This is a genomic window from Parabacteroides sp. PF5-9, assembly GCF_029893105.1.
Taxonomy (GTDB): domain Bacteria; phylum Bacteroidota; class Bacteroidia; order Bacteroidales; family Tannerellaceae; genus JARXWG01.
Genome location: NZ_JARXWG010000007.1, coordinates 1 through 18,425 on the forward strand (window position 1 = coordinate 1; position 18,425 = coordinate 18,425).

The 18,425-nt window shown below is 43.6% G+C and carries 16 protein-coding genes; 13 read left to right on the forward strand and 3 right to left on the reverse strand.

Features of this window, described 5'->3' with window-relative positions:
- The first annotated feature begins 403 nt into the window (after positions 1-403).
- The 5 genes from nrfH (at position 404) to M2135_RS05610 (ending at position 8,094) form a co-directional block, all read left to right on the forward strand.
- Positions 404-985, forward strand: a complete 582-nt coding sequence (nrfH, locus tag M2135_RS05590; protein WP_280747623.1) for a cytochrome c nitrite reductase small subunit — start codon at positions 404-406, stop codon at positions 983-985.
- A 32-nt stretch (positions 986-1,017) separates the two neighbouring features.
- Positions 1,018-2,514 (forward strand): ammonia-forming cytochrome c nitrite reductase, encoded by a 1,497-nt coding sequence (gene nrfA / locus M2135_RS05595; RefSeq protein ID WP_280747624.1) that lies wholly within the window; start codon positions 1,018-1,020, stop codon positions 2,512-2,514.
- Between the two features lie 112 nt (positions 2,515-2,626).
- Positions 2,627-3,886: a cytochrome c biogenesis protein ResB gene (locus M2135_RS05600; protein ID WP_280747625.1), complete on the forward strand. Its 1,260-nt coding sequence runs from the start codon at positions 2,627-2,629 to the stop codon at positions 3,884-3,886.
- Positions 3,873-4,655: a cytochrome c biogenesis protein CcsA gene (ccsA, locus tag M2135_RS05605; protein WP_280747626.1), complete on the forward strand. Its 783-nt coding sequence runs from the start codon at positions 3,873-3,875 to the stop codon at positions 4,653-4,655. Before M2135_RS05600 ends, ccsA begins: the two co-directional genes overlap by 14 nt.
- A 304-nt stretch (positions 4,656-4,959) precedes the next feature.
- A complete protein-coding gene (locus M2135_RS05610; RefSeq protein WP_280747627.1) occupies positions 4,960-8,094 on the forward strand; it encodes a BACON domain-containing carbohydrate-binding protein in 3,135 nt (1,044 codons plus the stop codon).
- A gap of 59 nt (positions 8,095-8,153) precedes the next feature.
- Here the strand turns inward: M2135_RS05610 and M2135_RS05615 are convergent, their stop codons facing one another.
- The 3 genes from M2135_RS05615 to M2135_RS05625 form a co-directional block, all read right to left on the reverse strand.
- The gene (locus M2135_RS05615; RefSeq protein WP_280747628.1) at positions 8,154-8,330 is read right to left on the reverse strand and encodes a hypothetical protein; all 177 of its coding nucleotides are present in this window, start codon (positions 8,328-8,330) and stop codon (positions 8,154-8,156) included.
- Between the two features lie 866 nt (positions 8,331-9,196).
- The gene (locus M2135_RS05620; RefSeq protein ID WP_280747629.1) at positions 9,197-9,319 is read right to left on the reverse strand and encodes a hypothetical protein; all 123 of its coding nucleotides are present in this window, start codon (positions 9,317-9,319) and stop codon (positions 9,197-9,199) included.
- A 43-nt stretch (positions 9,320-9,362) separates the two neighbouring features.
- On the reverse strand, positions 9,363-10,130 hold the full coding sequence (locus M2135_RS05625; RefSeq protein ID WP_280747630.1) for a hypothetical protein: 768 nt from the start codon (positions 10,128-10,130) through the stop codon (positions 9,363-9,365).
- Positions 10,131-10,327: 197 nt separating this feature from the next.
- Here M2135_RS05625 and M2135_RS05630 point away from each other — a divergent pair, with 197 nt between their 5' ends.
- From M2135_RS05630 to M2135_RS05665, 8 genes are all read left to right on the forward strand, one after another.
- Positions 10,328-11,308 carry a hypothetical protein gene (locus M2135_RS05630; protein WP_280747631.1) on the forward strand — a complete coding sequence of 327 codons (981 nt, stop codon included), beginning with the start codon at positions 10,328-10,330 and terminating at the stop codon, positions 11,306-11,308.
- A gap of 107 nt (positions 11,309-11,415) precedes the next feature.
- Positions 11,416-12,057, forward strand: coding sequence for an ATP-binding cassette domain-containing protein (locus tag M2135_RS05635; RefSeq protein WP_280747632.1), 642 nt, complete (start codon positions 11,416-11,418; stop codon positions 12,055-12,057).
- A gap of 12 nt (positions 12,058-12,069) precedes the next feature.
- Entirely contained in the window at positions 12,070-13,428 is a 1,359-nt protein-coding gene (locus tag M2135_RS05640) for an ABC transporter permease (protein WP_280747633.1), read from the forward strand.
- Complete coding sequence (locus M2135_RS05645) at positions 13,425-13,880, forward strand: hypothetical protein (protein ID WP_280747634.1); 456 nt, start codon at positions 13,425-13,427, stop codon at positions 13,878-13,880. The genes M2135_RS05640 and M2135_RS05645 overlap by 4 nt, the downstream gene beginning before the upstream one ends.
- A 329-nt stretch (positions 13,881-14,209) precedes the next feature.
- The gene (locus tag M2135_RS05650) at positions 14,210-15,409 is read left to right on the forward strand and encodes a DKNYY domain-containing protein (protein ID WP_280747635.1); all 1,200 of its coding nucleotides are present in this window, start codon (positions 14,210-14,212) and stop codon (positions 15,407-15,409) included.
- A gap of 34 nt (positions 15,410-15,443) precedes the next feature.
- Complete coding sequence (locus tag M2135_RS05655) at positions 15,444-16,169, forward strand: polymer-forming cytoskeletal protein (RefSeq protein ID WP_280747636.1); 726 nt, start codon at positions 15,444-15,446, stop codon at positions 16,167-16,169.
- Positions 16,170-16,195: 26 nt separating this feature from the next.
- Positions 16,196-17,149, forward strand: coding sequence for a hypothetical protein (locus M2135_RS05660; protein ID WP_280747637.1), 954 nt, complete (start codon positions 16,196-16,198; stop codon positions 17,147-17,149).
- Between the two features lie 69 nt (positions 17,150-17,218).
- A complete protein-coding gene (locus M2135_RS05665) occupies positions 17,219-18,406 on the forward strand; it encodes an ankyrin repeat domain-containing protein (protein WP_280747638.1) in 1,188 nt (395 codons plus the stop codon).
- Positions 18,407-18,425: the final 19 nt, after the last annotated feature.

Sequence of the window (18,425 nt, forward strand, 5' to 3'; positions counted from 1 at the left end):
CTCAAAATGACAACCTTGTTAGGGATGAGTTTTGGTTGTGTCAACTTTTATAGTAAACAGTGACGAAATGTGACAACCAATTTTAGGATAAGTCAAATTTGGTGAAGATAAATTCGTTTGACAACTATCGAATGATTGTTTCACAATTGTGTAATGATCGTTTGATAATTATAGAATGATCATTTCACGATTGTCAAACGATTCTGTGTTCAGCATGAAATGACTGGAAATCCCACGTAAATCCACAGACTACACCTTATGTTTAGATGATAGCAAATGTATGAAAACAGTGATCGAATTGTAAAAGTGTAATTTTAATTACATCCTTCATCAGGGCTATTCATTAATTTTGCTTTAAAATTAGACTGAATATCACTATTTATAACAGCAATTCACCGATATCATGAAGAAAATCTTAAGCCACATCCCATTGAATATGATTCTACCCTTCTTTATTGCGGGAGGGATACTGGCCGGATTAGGTATTTACGCCATTTATATGTCGCGGGCGCATTCTTATTTATCCGATGATCCGTCGGCCTGTGTCAACTGCCATATTATGGCTCCGTATTATCAATCGTGGAATCATAGTTCACATGCGCAATGGACCACTTGCAACGACTGCCATGTTCCTCAGGATAATGTGGTTGAAAAATATGCTTTCAAAGCGATCGACGGCTTATACCATGCGGCCGTATTCTCCATCAAAGGCGAACCACAGACGATCCGTCCCAGAGACGCCAGCAATGAAGTGATTATGAACAATTGTATTCGTTGCCATACCCAACTGAATACCGAATTTGTAAAGACCGGCATGATCAGTTATACCCAGGCTAAACATGGTGAAGGTAAAGCCTGTTGGGATTGTCATACCCAGGTACCCCATACCACTATCAGTAATCTGGCCTCATCGCCCCATGCGATTGTGCCGCTACCGGCATCTCCTGTTCCCGCATGGCTCAAAAAAATAATGATTAATGATTAATAATTCACAACTCATAATTAACAATTAAATATATGTTTATCAAATTAGCAGAAGCGATTAAACGTAAACCCATCATCGGTTGGGGTATTTTCGGTATAGTCATGGTTGCCGTATTCGTCTTAGGGATACTGGCTGCTTCGGTCACCGAACGAAGGGCGGAAATAGCCACACTGTTCAACAACAAAAAAGTGGAACTCAAAGAGATCGAGTCCCGAAATGAGTTATGGGGCGAAAACTATCCCCGGGAATACAGTACCTGGAAAAAAACAGCCGATATGGATTTCCGGAGCAAACACCTCGGCAATATGCCCGAAGATGTATTGGAAAGCCGTCCGGAAATGGTGGTTCTGTGGGCCGGTTATGCGTTTGCACAAGATTATTCGGCTCCGCGAGGACATATGTATGCCATAGAAGATGTGCGCAAAACCCTACGCACCGGTACGCCACAAACAGAGACCGACGGGCCTCAGCCGGCCACTTGCTGGTCATGCAAAAGTCCGGATGTCCCCCGTATGATGCATGAGATGGGTATTGAAAATTTCTACAAAGATAAATGGGGAGCGATGGGCAGTGAGATAGTCAATCCGATCGGTTGTGCCGACTGTCATGATCCGCATACGATGAACCTGACCATCACCCGTCCGGCATTAGTCGAAGCATTCGAACGTCAGGGCAAAGAGATCTCCGAGGCTACGCCACAAGAAATGCGTAACTTGGTATGCGCACAATGCCATGTGGAATACTACTTCAAAGGAGACGGCAAATACCTGACATTCCCTTGGGACGGAGGTATGACCGTTGAAGATATGGAAGCGTATTATGATGAAGTGGCATTCTCCGACTGGACTCATGCGATCAGTAAAGCGCCTATGCTAAAAGCCCAACATCCGGATTATGAATTGTTCCTGCTCGGCCCGCATGCCCAACGTGGATTAGGGTGTGCCGATTGCCACATGCCTTATATCTCGGAAGGCGGGATTAAATACTCCAATCATCAGATCGTAAGTCCGTTGAAAAACATCTCAAACACCTGCCAGACCTGCCATCGCGACAGTGAAGAGAACCTGCGTAAATATGTGTATGAGTATCAGGATAAAGCCCTGGAAATTCGTGACCGTATCGAACAGGAGTTATCGAAAGCCCATATCATGGCTAAAACAGCGTGGGACAACGGCGCATCAGACAGCCAGATGACAGCCTCCTTAAAACTACTTCGTCAGGCACAATGGCGTTGGGATTTTGCTGTTGCTTCACATGGCGGTTCATTCCACGCACCGGTAGAGACACAACGTATTCTGGCACACAGCTTGGATAAAACCATGCAAGCCCAACTCGAACTGCAAAAAGTGTTGTTCGCACATGGCATTACCGACATCACAATGCCCGATATTTCAACAAAAGCAAAAGCACAGGAATATATCGGTCTGGATATGCATAAACTTAAAAACAACAAAGAGAACTGGATAGAGACAGAGATTCCTAAATGGGTTGAGAAAGCACAGAAAGAGGGTAAATTAGCCATGCGATAAACGCGTAAATAAATCTTGAAAATGAAAAATGAGAGACGATAAAACGATGAATTGCAAATTATCACTTACTTTTGAGTGCTTTATATTCATTTTTCATTTTTAATTAAACAACGTGAACGATAAACGAAACATGTGGCAATTCCCTTGGCGGTATGCAGAAAGCATTGCTTTTGTATTAGGTATACTGATCGTCGGTTTTGTCTTACAGGCGATGTTGGGGCCTTTCGATTTTGCACGACTCAGATGGCCGGTGAATGGCCTGTTGGGAGGGAGTATCCTCTTCCTATCCATCCTTTTGGCCTTCAAACGAAAAAACCCGGTCGTCCAATGGTTCTCAGGCATTCCATTGTCGGTGACATTGATTTCTGCCCTTTTATTATTGGGTATCCTGATGGGATTAACCCCACAGATGACCCATCTTCATCCGGGAGACAGGAGCCCCGCTGCCATTTTCGGACTCAGACAAATGACCACCTCATGGCCTTTTGTCTTTGTCTACTTCCTACTCCTTTTATCATTGGGTACATTGATTGTGCGTCGCCTTTTTACTTTCCGTCGAGGCGACTACGCTTTTTATCTCAACCATCTTGGGTTATGGCTTTTCCTTTTTGCTTCAGGCTGGGGAGCTGCCGATATGAAACGGTATGTGATGCATGTACGCGAAACGGAAACAGAATGGCGTGTATATAATAACCGGAATGAAGTATTGGACCTGCCCGTCGCTATCCGATTGAATGATTTCCGGATGGAAGAATACCCTCCTCAACTGGTGGTGATCGACAGGCAGACCGGAACGGTTCAACCGGAGAATAATCCCCAATACCTCCAACTGGAAGAACACCCAATCACCGGACAACTGGACGAATGGGAGATCACCGTCAAGGAGTATATCCATGAAGCGGTACGAAACAGCGACAGTACCTACCAAAAAGCACCAATGCCCGGTGCTTCACCCGCCGTAAAGGTACAGGCTCGAAACCGCATAAACGATACGGTCGCAGAAGGGTGGGTCTGTGTCGGCAATAGCGCTCAACTCTATATGGTATTGCCTTTAAACGAACAATACTGTGTGGCAATGACCCAACCCGAACCCAAACGTTTCGTCTCAGATATCAATGTCTTTACCGAAGACGGCAAACAAACACATACATTACTTGAAGTCAACAAACCGCATAAGGTCGGTCATTGGATGATCTACCAATACGGTTATGATCAGGAGGCCGGAAAACTCTCCTCCTACAGTAGTATGGAGTTGGTATACGATCCGTGGATCGTTCCCGTATATATCGGGATTATCCTGATGGCTGCCGGTGGTGTTTGTATGTTATGGATAGGAAACAAAAGAAAGGAGGCGACAGATGACGTGGAATGAATTCGGATGGTTTGCCGTTCCGGCCATGTTGTTATGGATAACAGCAGGCGTATTGGTCTATACACCGATCAACAGAAAAATAATCAACCTGTTGATGGTGGCAGGTATCCTCGTTTTAGCCACATTTATCGGTGGCTTGTGGATTGGTCTTGAAAGACCTCCGTTGCGCACGATGGGTGAAACCCGTCTCTGGTACTCTTTTTTCCTCTCCACGATCGGTTATCTGACTTTCCGCCATTGGAAATATAAATGGCTCCTCTCGTTCAGTGGACTTATGGCCTGTGTGTTTGTATGTATCAACCTATTCAAACCGGAGATCCATTCCAAAAACCTGATGCCGGCCTTACAAAGTATCTGGTTCGTACCACACGTCACCTCTTATATCCTTTCGTATGCCATGCTCGGAGCAGCTACCATCGCCTCTTTTATTCAAATACATAAATTGAATAAAAACATTGCCGATCAACAACTTTATCGGTTTATGGATAATCTGGTGTATGTCGGCTTTGGATTCCTGATGCTCGGACTATTGATGGGATGCGTCTGGGCCAAAGAAGCGTGGGGACATTACTGGTCGTGGGATCCGAAAGAGACCTGGGCGTTTATCACCTCGGCCGCTTATCTGGTCTACATCCATATGCGCTTGCAAAAAGCGTATCCCAAACTGACCGTCTGGGTATTGCCCATCGCATTTATCCTGTTGATGATCACCTGGATCGGTGTCAATTATCTGCCATCGGCACAAGGGAGTATACATACCTATTCGTAAATCACCTCTCGCCTAAGAGAGAGAATTCTAAAGAACATCTTATCTTTGAATAGGTTACAAGTTGTAAGTACATCAAATCATTTTCTGATTTTTGATCCCCCTCAGAATGTTCGTTTAGTATTAAAATAACCATTTTATTAAATCAAATGCCTCTTTTGTTAACCTGTAATTGCTCTACTCCAACTATTTTTACAGCGTCTTTCGGGAGAAAGATTCGGATTTATCGATCACTTTTTGAGTGAAAGATCAAATCATCAAAAGGAAAAAAAGCAAAAAAATAAACCGTTTTTAACAGGATTGAGCGATGTATGACCAAAACCTATGTGGTAGCCGTCAAGCTATACGCTTGCGGGTATCATCCATTTTATCAGCTATATGGCTGATCACTTCATGCGCAAGTGAAGATGTACATGTAATTGTGCCCCCTCCCTCCGCCCCCGGCGAAGAGATCAACACCCGTTTTCATCTGGATGTGCAGCCGATCGCGTCATCAACAACACGTAGTCTGACGTTCCATACGGACGGCACGGTTGAATCGGATACGCTAACGACAACACCATATACCGAAAACGAAGATTCCCGCGACAGTGTATCGATAGCCACCCGTTCCTCCAAATCGCTTTCCGAAAGGGAAGAGCGGAAGATCCAGCAGCTATGGGTCGGCCAATATACGGCACAAGGAGCCAGATTGGCCAGTGTGTACATCCCACAGGTCGCGTTGGAATATGTCGATGTCAAACTCAAAGCCTCCCTTCAGCCATGTACGGTCTATCTGATCGCCAATGGAGGAGATCTGACCACAACAGCAACCACGGAAGAGTTGTTGTTGAAAATCGTTCATCCGTATAATACGTCGGGCGATTTCTCCAGTCAGCTTTACCCTTTCCTGATGCAAGGGAAGTGGCAAGGCGTTCTTGAAGGTACAATAGACGAAATGGCCCCTTTCGAACAAAAAATCGAAATGACCCGGGCAACAGCCAAACTTCGTTTCACCTACACCGTTGCGGGCAGTAACTTTCAGTTTACCCCCTCCTCCTTGAAAGTAGGCAATATCCCCCAGGGCGTCAAACTCATTGAGTCTGAGACCAGACCCTCCGGTCTCTCCTTCACCGAACTGACTGAAGCGACCCACTCCTCCGGTTCACCCGTTTTCTGGTACCTGCCCGAAAACATAGCCGGAGAAGCCACCGGCGCCAATGTTGTCGACTCCGAAAAGAAGAAAACCGGACAGGGCGTCACCAACGCCACCTATATCGAACTCACAGGTGATGCCGTACAGAACGGGCATCTGTATCAAAATGTCGTCATCCGGCTCTATCCCGGGCTCAACCGCAACGACTACAACATCCGGCGGAACCATTTCTATACGATCGAGATCCGTCTGCAAGGGATCGACTTCTCCGACCAGCGGATCACTGTCGGACAATCGCCCGAGCCCACCCAGCCGGGAGAGTTATTGGCCGAAGAAGGATCGGAAACCTCCTTCCTTCTGAAAACACAGCCGGGGAAACCGTGGAGTTTCCAACTACCCGACTGGCTGTCGGCATTGGTCAACGGAACATCGTTCCCGGTAAATAGCTTAGTAAGTGGAAAAGGGCTAACAACTGTAGATCTGAAAGCAGCTACGGCCAACCCCAGCGCCACAGCCCGTCATCTCGTTTTTTCCATCGACGGCAAGGAGGTGACACTCTCGCAACGGGGATCATTACTGAATAAAGGTGGAGACATCCAACTCGGAGCAACAAAGGGGGCGACAGCCACAGCGACATTTTCCGCCACCAAAGGACTGTCCTGGGCGGCAACACTAAGTAATACCCTCTCCTGGCAAGCCGGTGCGGTGACATCCGGAAAAGCAACAGGAGTAGGCACGACACAGAACCTGTTGGTACAGGCTGCAAACAGTAATCCGACAGCACAGAACAGGATCGGAACCATTACGCTGAAAGGTGGAGACGGTATCGGGACGTTGACCCAACAAGTCACCGTCAACCAGGCCGCTTCGACCCTCACAGGATCAACCGTCAATTCCATCCCCGCAGCAGGAGGAAGTGAATCGATCGGTACCTTTACCGCTATCGCCGAACTGCCCTGGATAGCTTCGGTAGCGACAGGCAGTGACTGGCTGGCATTGATCGACCAGTCGGGCACAACCACCGGACAGACACAGAGTGTACGTTTCCGAACAACCACCAGCAACCCCTCCTCCTCGCAGCGACAGGCAACCGTTTCGGTAAGAGCCGGAAATACTACTGCGCCATTGGGGCCGGTGGGGAATATTACCGTCAACCAACTAGGTGCAACACTGACGGTCGGCAATAACGCAACGGTCGGCCCTACGGCTTCCAGTAACAATACCGTTAGTTTTACTTCCACCCAAGGCCTTTCATGGAATGCAAGCAAAAACGTGGACTGGATCACACTGACCGGAACAACAAGCGGTACGGCCAATACAACAGGAGCGGCACAGACAGTAGGATATACAGTGCCTGTCAACCCGAAAGAGGCCGCACGAAGTGGAAATATCACCATCAAATCGGGGAACGGCGTGACAGGAACAGATGCCAACCTGACTAAAAATATACAAGTGACACAAAATGCATCTTCTTTAACCGTATCGGGCAATCCGACCACATTAGGACCAACAATAAATGCTGCAGGGACATTGACACTGAACGGTACTTCCGGGTTAGGATACAGTTCATCGGTGACAGGAGGATTCCTGACACTCAGCGGAGCCACATCGGGTACGACCAATGGGGCGAATCAGAGTTTTACCTACCAGACCGCTTCGATCAACCCGAACTCCACCGCACGAACCGGAGCAATTACGGTGCAGACAACAGGAGGAGATATTTCGAAAACGGTGAATATTACACAAAATGGATCGACACTGACGGTCTCTCCAACTTCAGCCAATGCGGCTCATACGGCTTCATCGGGTAGTTTTACAGTGAATGGAACGAATGGATTGCCGCTTACCTACTCCTCCAACCAAAGCTGGTTGACATTAGGCACCCAACCGACACCAGCCAATGGAGGAAATCAGACAGCGACCTATAATGTGGCTGAAAATACGGGAGATGCACGAAGTGGAGTGATTACCGTCCAAGCAACAGGTGGAAATTTATCCAGGACATTGACTGTTAATCAGGCGGCGATGCCAATTATTACACTTCATGTAAGTCCAACATCTTTAACTTTAAAGAAAAAAGAAGGTCTTCCTTCCACCGAGACAGGTTATGTCACAATTACGACTGATGGTTCCTGGGAAATTCGTGATAACCAAAAATATGTAAGAGTTAGTCCAGATTCTGGTACGGGAAATTCAATACTAACTGTTCGTGTTAGCAGGGTCCAAGCAACTACTTATTCTTTCAAAGTGGCTTTAACCGAATACCCTTACACAGAAGTGGTGGTAAACATAACAGTAATCCAATAAAGGTTCAAAAAATGATAATAATCAAATCGTCACAATCACTATATCTCAAGCCTTACACCCTACTTCTCCCTTTGAAAACAGACCGGAACACAGCCATAAAGTGTTCCGGTCTTTTTTGTTGATATACCTGCACCATTACGATCCAAAGAGAGAGGGTGATACTTCGCAGCAATAAAGCGTTCATTCTCTTTCAAAAAAAGCGACAGGGGCGTTATGGTTTTAATACAAATAGCCATAAGAGATGAGAATTATCAAAATGTCAATTCACCTCCTTTGTCAGTCCCTTATTTGTGGTCAGGGTAAGGCGTGTTCATAAATATCGCCTTCTGACGGAGTTTAAGAAAAACAGAACGTCTTTTTTTATCGAAAAACGACTACCTGATGAACCATTCATTGTAAATCATATAGATGATTTTCGCAGAGTTGTCACATCATAGCCCGTTAGCGTAACAAATGGTTATTCTGTTTTGTATCAGATTTTTGAAGCAATGAGAAGTGAATAAATGTAAAAACAGCAGATTTTTTATCCCTTTTTTTCCACTTCCGAAAATCATCAGCATGATTCGAAAGAGTCTTCTGGGGAATTTATAAAATGATCACAATGATTGATGAACATCATCACAATAAAATGAAAATGTGATGCAGAAAAAAAGAGAAAAAGTAGCTGTTTGGTTCCGAAAAAGGCAGGAATAATCGTGTTTTTGACCTTAGATTTGTGAAAATGAGGATTTGTTTGTTTTCTTAAAGTGTTTAAAGCGTAACAAAGTGTTCTAATATTGTTGGTTTTTATGACTAAATGATATTTTGATTTAGACCCTTAATATTCCAATGGCTATTAAAATAATGTGAGTTCAATATTAAGAAAAATATTCAATCTGAAGAAAAGGAGAAGATGCAAAATATAGTGACCAGTGCTATCTTGGCTCCTCTCCTGGCCCTACTCTTTATACACATCTTTGATCATATCAAGTAGACATTCTCTGCTCCTCGCCTGGTCAGGCGAGGGGGACCGCCGCTTGCGGTGGTGGAGTGGTTGTATAGCGGTAGATAATAAAAATATCCTAATTAACATCTATTGCAAAACAATCTATCTGTCTGATATTCAGACTAATCCACACAAGACGACCACTCCACCGCTGCGGGGCAGCGGTCCCCCTCGCCTGACCAGGCGAGGAGCAGAGAATGTCCACTTGCTTATTTTGAAATATTCAATTCTTACCCCCATTGATTATTCATTATAACTCACATCAACTGGTACATTATTCTCTTTAAAACCGTCCTCTTTTCAGTTTCACCGACCGGGTAAACTCCGACGGATCAATACCGGTAGCAGAGATGGTGAACGAAGAGCCGTCGTATTCCAGTACCGTCGCTTTATCTTTCACGATTTTAAAGACTTTCGAGGTATACGATTTTTTGGCCGTATCGGTGATCTTCACTTTATAATTGCCGACAGGGATCTCGTATCCAAACTGATAACCTGCTTCGAGTTCATCGTCGTCGGTATCCAATAAATTACCGTCTTCATCGTAAAAAACAAACGAGAGGATACTGCGACTATCACTCAGATTCTGAATAACCAATAAACCGACGCTATCGTCGTCGTCTCCCGGATCCTCCTCTTCTGCATTGGAACGTGTAAAGGTGAGATTACTCGCCGCTTCGAGACCCAAGATGCCAATAGAGAGTGAATTGACAAAGGTCAGGGAGAGTTTGTTGTTGATCACTCCGCCCATCGCCAGGATCTCTTCCTGCTCATTGATTAAGATAAGGCGGCCATCGTCGCCCACTTCCCATCTACCGATATCATACATCCCCCCTTTGCCCGGTTGAGTGATTCGCAAATCGTAAGCTGATTTTGTGATTTTCAACGTCAGATCATATTTTCCGGAGGAGGCGATCCATGTTCCGGTAATGTCGTTTTTTCCTTCCACCGGATCCGTCTCTTTATCATTATCCGAACAGCCGGAGAAAAGAAGTCCCATGGTCACACAAAGTAGTGTCATTACTGATGTCAATGTTGTCTTGAATTGCATACGTTATTTTTTTAGGTTAGACATTCAACTGATTCGCTGTGACAAAACTACTTATTGCAAATGGTATCCCATACCCCCAGAAGTGGGTGTTTTTACACACAAACCCAAAAGGCGAAAAATGATTGACACTTTATTTCGAAAAACAGATAAAATGCTATACATTTGCTTTTCATATACCTAATCTATTTTACGAAAGAATGTCTCACGACTGGAGAAAGTTACAGGAGAAGTTTATCGCTTTGATGAAGGGTAAGAGTGCCGGGAATTTAGCCCAGACCATTGCTGAGTTATTACCCTTGGAAAAGGAAGCTATTTACAGACGTCTGCGGGCAGATGTTCCTTTCAGTTTTTCCGAATATGTCACACTCTCCTCTCAACTGGGGATTTCGTTAGACAGCCTGACCGATTTCACCTCTCCTTATCGCTCGCAATCCTTTCAGTTGCATATCCGCGATTACAGTCAATTTACACCGGTAGACTTATACATGAGCGAAAGCTATATCAAAGTCATTCATCGGGCTGCCGACAATCCATACTCCGAATTCGGCATTGCCGCCAATACGCTGCCGTTGCATATCAGCCTTTTGCATCTGCCCCTTTACCGGGTGTATATACTTAAATGGAGGTATCAGTTTGATATGAATAGCGAGCAACCGTTGCATTATTTAAATATCAAAGTCCCACCCGAAGAGGAAGCGACCTATGCCGGTTACCTGGAGGGTATCCAAAGAATTAAATACACTTATTTTATCTGGGATTCCAATTTCCTGATGTCGCTGATTAACGACATCAACTATTTTTATGAGATACAGTTGATCGACAAGGAGAGTATGTATCTATTGAAACAAGAGATGGAACGTTTGTTGAATACCTTGGAATATTATGCCGACCGTGATATATACAATACGGAGAATAAGGTAGAGATGTATATTTCGCTCTTGAACTTCGACACGACATACAATTACCTCAGTAGTGGTGATATACATGTCAGTATGAGCACCGTATACGGATTAGGGGCATATACTTCGTTGGAGAAAGAGGCGTGTGACAGCATGAAAAAATGGATACAAGGGTTGAAAAAAACCTCGACACTGATATCGGGCATCTCGCAGCTCGATCGAATCAGATTCTTCAAACAGCAAAGAGAACTTCTCGAACAACATTTCAAGATCGATTAATCCGAAGAAAAAATCCAACAGATAACCACCTTTTTCTTTATAAGTTCACTCGCTCACACATGGTTTCCTGCAAAAAAACATCTACATTTGCTGAAAATTTGCAACACATGGAGAGAAGTTTAGTTATAAGGTCTGTTCAATTCGCTTATAAAAAAGAACGAACATTTAAATTTCCGGATATTACATGTAAAAAAGGGGAGCATTATCTGATTACCGGCTCTTCGGGGTGCGGAAAAACAACCTTGTTACACCTGATTGCCGGTTTGATAAAACCTGAAACAGGTGAAATAGCCGTAAGCGGCAAAGATATTACCCAGTTAGGAAACAAAGAGTTGGATCAGTACAGAGGAAAAGAAATAGGTATTGTTTTTCAGAAACCTCATTTTATAAAATCCCTGACGGCACAGGAAAATCTTGAAATGGCAGCTTTCCTGAATCATTTGCCCCTGGATCGGCTTCATCTCGAATATCTGTTTGACAGCCTGCATATTGCCGGTTGCAGAAACAGTAAAACGAATCAAATGAGCCAGGGCGAACTTCAACGTCTGTCCATTGCCAGGGCTGTTGTCAACAAACCTTCGCTCATCCTGGCCGATGAGCCGACGTCGAGTCTCGACGATAAAAACTGTGAAGAATCACTGAGATTGCTCCAGCAGCAAGCCGAAGCACTCAAGGCCAGTCTGATTATTGTGACGCATGATAACCGGCTCATTTCTAAATTTTCCAATATCGTTCGTTTGGAATCTTAAAAATTATCTACAATGAATAGTATACGCTTCAATATCCGTCAGATTAAATCCCGTCCATTATCTTCTTTACTCAATATCCTTCTTTTTGCTACCGGAGTGACGATTATCTCTTTAATATTTGTACTGAGAGATAGCTTTGAAAACCAAATGGAGAAAAATGCAGGCAGTATCGATCTCGTTGTGGGAGCAAAAGGTAGTCCGCTGCAATTAATTCTCTCCGGGGTCTATCAGGTGGATTATCCCACAGGGAATATCGATTATCAGGAAGCGATGGCGTTATCCAAAAATCCCCTGATCAAACAAGCCATCCCTTTAGCGCTGGGTGATAACTATGCCGGATTCCGTATCGTCGGAACAAACGAACATTATCTGGATATTTACCCGGCAGAACTCAAAGAGGGTGTATTGTGGCAGAATGATCTTGAAGTGACTATCGGAGCGAAAGTGGCTTCACAAACCGGACTGACTATCGGTAGCCAGTTCAGTGGCGAACATGGTTTTCTGGATGGTACGGGACATACCCATGGGGATAATCCGTATACAGTAAAAGGGATCTTTAAAGCGTCGGGAACAGTGCTCGACCAGTTGATTCTGACCAATATAGGCAGTGTGTGGAAAATCCATGAATCACATGAGGGACATGATGATCATGACGACCACGCAGATCACGATCACGACCACGCGGATCACAACCATGGTGAAGCAGAAACCCATGAACACCATGACCATGATCACCATGACCATGATCACGACCATGCAGATCACGATCACGCGGATCACGATCATGAAGCCGGTCAGCCATGCAACCACGAGGAGCATCTGGAAACAGAGGGTAAGGAGATCACCTCCCTGCTCATTCAATATCAAAACCCAATGGGTGTAATAACACTTCCACGGCTTATTAATCAGTCGACCAATATGCAAGCGGCATCACCGGCTATTGAAATAAATCGTTTATATTCTTTATTAGGCATTGGCATACAAGCACTCACTTTTATAAGCGGGTTGATCATCCTGATCTCGGCTTTGAGTATTTTTATTTCGTTGCTCAACTCTTTGAAAGAACGGAAATATGAATTGGCATTGATCAGGGTGATGGGCGGTAGTCGCTTCCGGTTGTTCTCCATTTTATTACTGGAAGGGATCAGCTTTGCACTGATCGGTTATCTGATCGGATTTATGATCAGCCGGATCGCTATGATAGCTTTATCTGCCTATACAGAGAATAATTTTCATTATACGTTACAGGAATGGGTAGCGCCAACCGATCTGTGGCTGCTCCTGCTCTCGCTTGCCATAGGAGCAGTTGCGTCTATTATTCCTGCGATTAAAGCCATGCATACAGACATATCAAAAACATTGAGTGAATGAAAAAAATAGTATTTATCTTTTGCCTGATTCTGGGAGGCTTACAAACCATAAATGGTCAAAGACCCATCAACTGGGAGGCTTTGGCGAATGTGCAGTGGAAAAACGCGTATGTCAAAGTGTTAGACGGTTATTATGCCGTTCCCTCCTTCAGTTCCGGTATCGAATCAATCAATGATCATGAGATCTCGATCAGAGGGTATTACGTTCCTATTAATATGGAAACAAATATGTTTGCCTTATCCAAAACACCTTCCAATATGTGTTTCTTTTGCGGAACAGGTGGCATGGAAACAGTTATGGAAATCGTCGTCAAAGCAGGACACAATGACCTGAAACGCATGCAAACAGATAAATTTTTAGAACTGAAAGGTACTTTCGTCATCAACCGGGACGATCCCTATCATCTGATGTATCAGTTGGTCGATGCGGAACTGGTAAAAGTCGTCAGGTAGCCATTGCCACCTGACGAAATGGAGAGGGGTATCTTCAAAGGGTTTCTTTTATTTAAAGACTTAAATGTAAATCGGATACTCCTTGCCTGTTGCATCTTTTCCCGAACGGCCGATTACCTTAAATTCAAGCCGTTTCATTAATCGTACAGAAAAACAGTCTGAATCATGTTTTTATATCCATTGGATGATATAGAAAACAACCTGTGAAGTTTTCAGAAAACCCGATAAGAGTATATTGTATGTTATTGAAGAAATAGTTATGCGTATTTAACGCAGATAATTCGTATTTTGGGCACGAAAGTTTTTAGAAAAACAAAAATAGATAATCATTGAAAACAATAACATTAAAAAACGCATTTAAGCACCTGTCTTTTATACTATTATCTCCTTTTATATTACTCTTTCAGTCTTGTAGATTGGGGCCGGTTGTCGATTCGGGAAAATCAAATAACTATTATTATTCAAGAGATAAAAAGTCCGTTATCTGGAGTCCTGATGGAAACTGGTTTGAGTTGGGTTATCATAAATTAGAGGGCGTCGATGCGAAATCGTTCTCGGTCTTATCAGCACATTGGAGTAAAGACAAGAACAATGTATACCATCATTATACGGCTTTTCCCTTAGTGGATATCAATACTTTTCAGGTAATCTCCGAAGATAAGGGATATGATGCAAATCATGTTTATTTAGTCCGTGAGTATCCTTCTCCAAGCACTATTCAAATAATCGAAGGAGCCGACCCTGAGACGTATGAAATAATGTCATCGTTACAGTTTGCTGATATGCTTTGGGGCGATAGCAACAGGGCGTGGGCAAAAGATAAAGACCATGTTTTTCTTCGCGATGTGATTTATACACCGGCCGATGCGGTTACTTTTGAGGTTCTTACCGATGAATTCAGCCGGGATAAAACGAATCTTTATATTTTGTTGGATACCGAAATGCATCATGATGTGGCTGTTATTCCTGTAAATACTTCCGAATTGAGGCTTTTGCCCGAAAATAAAAGCTATATCCGTACCGAAAGCAGTATTTTTATGCGTAAATACTCTTTCTCTGAAAAGAAATACAAAGTTTCGCAAATCTCTATGAATCCTGCTGATACGATTGAATATATAGGAGGATCGTTTCTGCGAATCAACGATGTCATTTACGAATATGGAGAGCCTATCACTTATTTGGAAAAGCCTATCGATGGACTAACGTTCAGACCTTTAGATGGTGACAATGGCAATCTTCTGTTTTTTGCCGATAAGAATCAAGTCTATTTTTACGACAAGCAGCTGGCAGTTTTACCCGGTGCTAATCCGGAAACGATTAAACAGATCGGCTCACAATATTATACAGACGGCAACCGTGTTTACTGGGGCAGCCAAATTGTTGAAGGTGCCGATCCCCAAACATTTTATTTCGACGAAAAACAGTTTAGGGGCGTTGATGGCGATGAACTGTTTGTTAGAGAGAAATCATTGAAAGAGTGGGAATTTGAAGGAGGAGAATGGAAAAGAATTACTAAAAATAATCCATGAGTCGGCGAAGCTACTCATAATTTAATCAATAAAAATGGAAAAAGTATCTTACAATGACGGTAAACCGTCTGCACTTAATGACAACACATACAAAACACTGACTGAGGTTATTGCTCCCGAAGTGGCAGATGAAGAGTACAAAATCAGCAGCGTAGTGCATTATCCTTTTGTGGATATGGCAGAAGAGGATGAAACTCAGGATACGCGTATCGTAAAAGGCAATTTGCATGTATCGGGCATCGAATCGACGAATTTACAAGATTGGAATCTGTACAACCTTATTATCGACGGCGATTTGATTATCGATGGCGATCTCGATTGGGCTGAATCGGGAAACGGTTCGTTTATCCTTGTCACCGGAAATTTGAAAGCGCGTAATGTGATTATTTGGGGAAATGCCGAGTTGGTTGTCATGGGCGATGTGGATGTGGAAAACACCATTTTCTGCTTCGAAGGCGACGATGGCGGTTTCTTGACGGTAAAAGGCAATGTGCGTGCAGGTTTTATCATTTGCACGACTTATTTCAACGTAAATCTCGCAAACCAACCTCAGGGTATTCTTATTGCCGATGATGATGAAGATATTATCGGTTATGAAGCGGACTACGTTTATCTTGAAGATGAAGACGATGAAGATGACCCGCGGCATTATAACAACATATTTATCGAATATTATTTAGAGGACGGTTTGATCAACGAACGGGCATTGCGTGAAGCATTGATTGCCGGTAAACCATTCACAAAAAAGAAGACCGAATAAAAATTTAAAACCTGAAATCAACAGCGATGGAGAAACAACCCAAAGAAAAAAACAAAGCGACCATCCTACAGTCATTATGTTATGTAAACGATGATATGTTTGTATTGGCTACTTGTGGTGGGAAATACCACCTTATTCATTTCAACCACGATAAGGTGATTGCTGTTTATCCCGCTGCATCGGGAATGTGGCTGGCTACGGCATTTCTGAATCCGGAAGGGAAGCCGACTGTTGCGCTTGCTGCACAGAGAGGAAATACCCAGATTATCTCGCCCGGAGTTAAACCAAAGAAAATAGTAATAGAAACTGCAGGTACAGGCCCCGGAAAGCTTGGTTATCTGTCGAATGCTTTTACATACGAAAACGAAGCTTATCTTTCGGGGTCGAACCATCAGTTATATGTTTATCGTGATGGAGTATGGCAAGATGTAAGACCAAACCTGATTAAAGCTATCGAAGAAAACAGCTATGCTGAGATAAGATTCCGCTCCACACATGATATGACCTTACGTAACGGGAAAGTACTGTTGTTAGCCAATGAAAATATTTTCGAGGGAGATGGTAATACTTGGACAAAATTCTTTGGGAATAATCATTTCAACGATCGGAAGTATAAAAGCATCGCATATTTGCCTTCAGAAGAGAGTGTCTATTTATCGGCAGACTACAAATCATTAACCAAAATCAACTCAAAGGGAGAATCTACCGACATTACGATAATAAACCGTGGCACAACAGAAATATGGTATATGCAACCCATCGGCGACAAACTATACCTCGAAATGTCGGCACCGGTGGTAGGCGGAGCGAAAGCTATGCTGCTTGAGAATGACACCCTTGTCGACGGCTCTCCGATTGGTATTGCTCAAAACCGGCGTATTCACAATGTAAACGGTCAGTTTTACTTTATGGGTGGCAAAACCGGATTGTTCCATTATGAAAATAATGAATGGATCTCGATCCCGTTGCCGGAATTGTAAATCTGCCCGACATGAGATTTACTCATGGAAACGAATAGGTTACGTAAACAATAAAAAAACGATACAAATATGGAGAAAATAATATTGAACGAGCAAACGATGGTTGAACACACCACCCTCATCATTCCCCAAGAGGCTGAAGACTCCTATAACCTAACGAAATATATCTCCTACCCTTTTATGGATTTTATTGATGGCTCGGAAAACGAGTATGAGGATGAGACGCAAGAAATTCGCCTACATAGAGGTAATCTGCATGTGGCATCGGTTAGTTCGTCAGAGAGCAGAGATTGGAATCCGTACTGTTTAATTGTTGACGGCAACCTAACCGTTGATGGCGATTTTTGTTGGGGCGAAAGCGGCAACGGTTGCTTTGTTTATATTACAGGAAATCTCACAGCCCGTAATGTTTTGCTAGAGGGTAATCCTGAGATTGTTGTGCTTGGCAACCTCAATGCGGAGAACTGTATAGTTGGTGCCTACGGCGATGATGGTGGTGTGCTTCACGTACAAAAAGATACAACAGCAAAGCTAGTGTTGGCATACTTCTACTTTAATATGTATATCGGCGATCGCCCCAATGCAATTACAATTGGCGATGAAGTTGATATGCCCGAAGCCGATTATGAGTTTAGAAGCACAGCCAAAGAGATTCTTCTGCCCGAATTTTGGGACGAAGAAGAGGGCTATGTAAATGGCAGCGCTGTGAGAAAAGCCGCTCGTGAAGGCAGACAAATACTAATCAATGAAAACCTGAAAGTAAGCGGTATCAGACCGGCAGCAAAACCCAAAGAAGACGATCGTCTGTTCCATGCCGTTTGCAATAACGATATTGAAGCGGTAAAGAACCTGATTGCAGAAGGTGTTGATCTCAACCAAATGAATCATAAATGCTTAAATCGTTCACCCCTTATTCAAGCTTGCTTATCTTGCCACGAAGATATAGCCTTGCTACTTATTGATGCGGGTGCCGACATTTTGTTAAAAGGACATGATAAATACCCAATACAGCTGGCTGCCGAATTCGGCGCTATTGCAATAACGAAACGTTTGTTGGCTATGGGCAGCCCCGTAAATATTCAACACGATGGAACATCTACGATAGAGCGGGTTGCAATGCATGGGCATTTAGAAATAGTGAAGCTGCTTATTGATGCCGGCGCTGACCCTATACTTAACCGGAGAGATCGTGCTTTAGCCTATGCAAAAAAGAATAGAAACGAAGATATGGCAAATCTTTTGGCTGCGTGGAAATAAACCATTTCTCTAATAAATA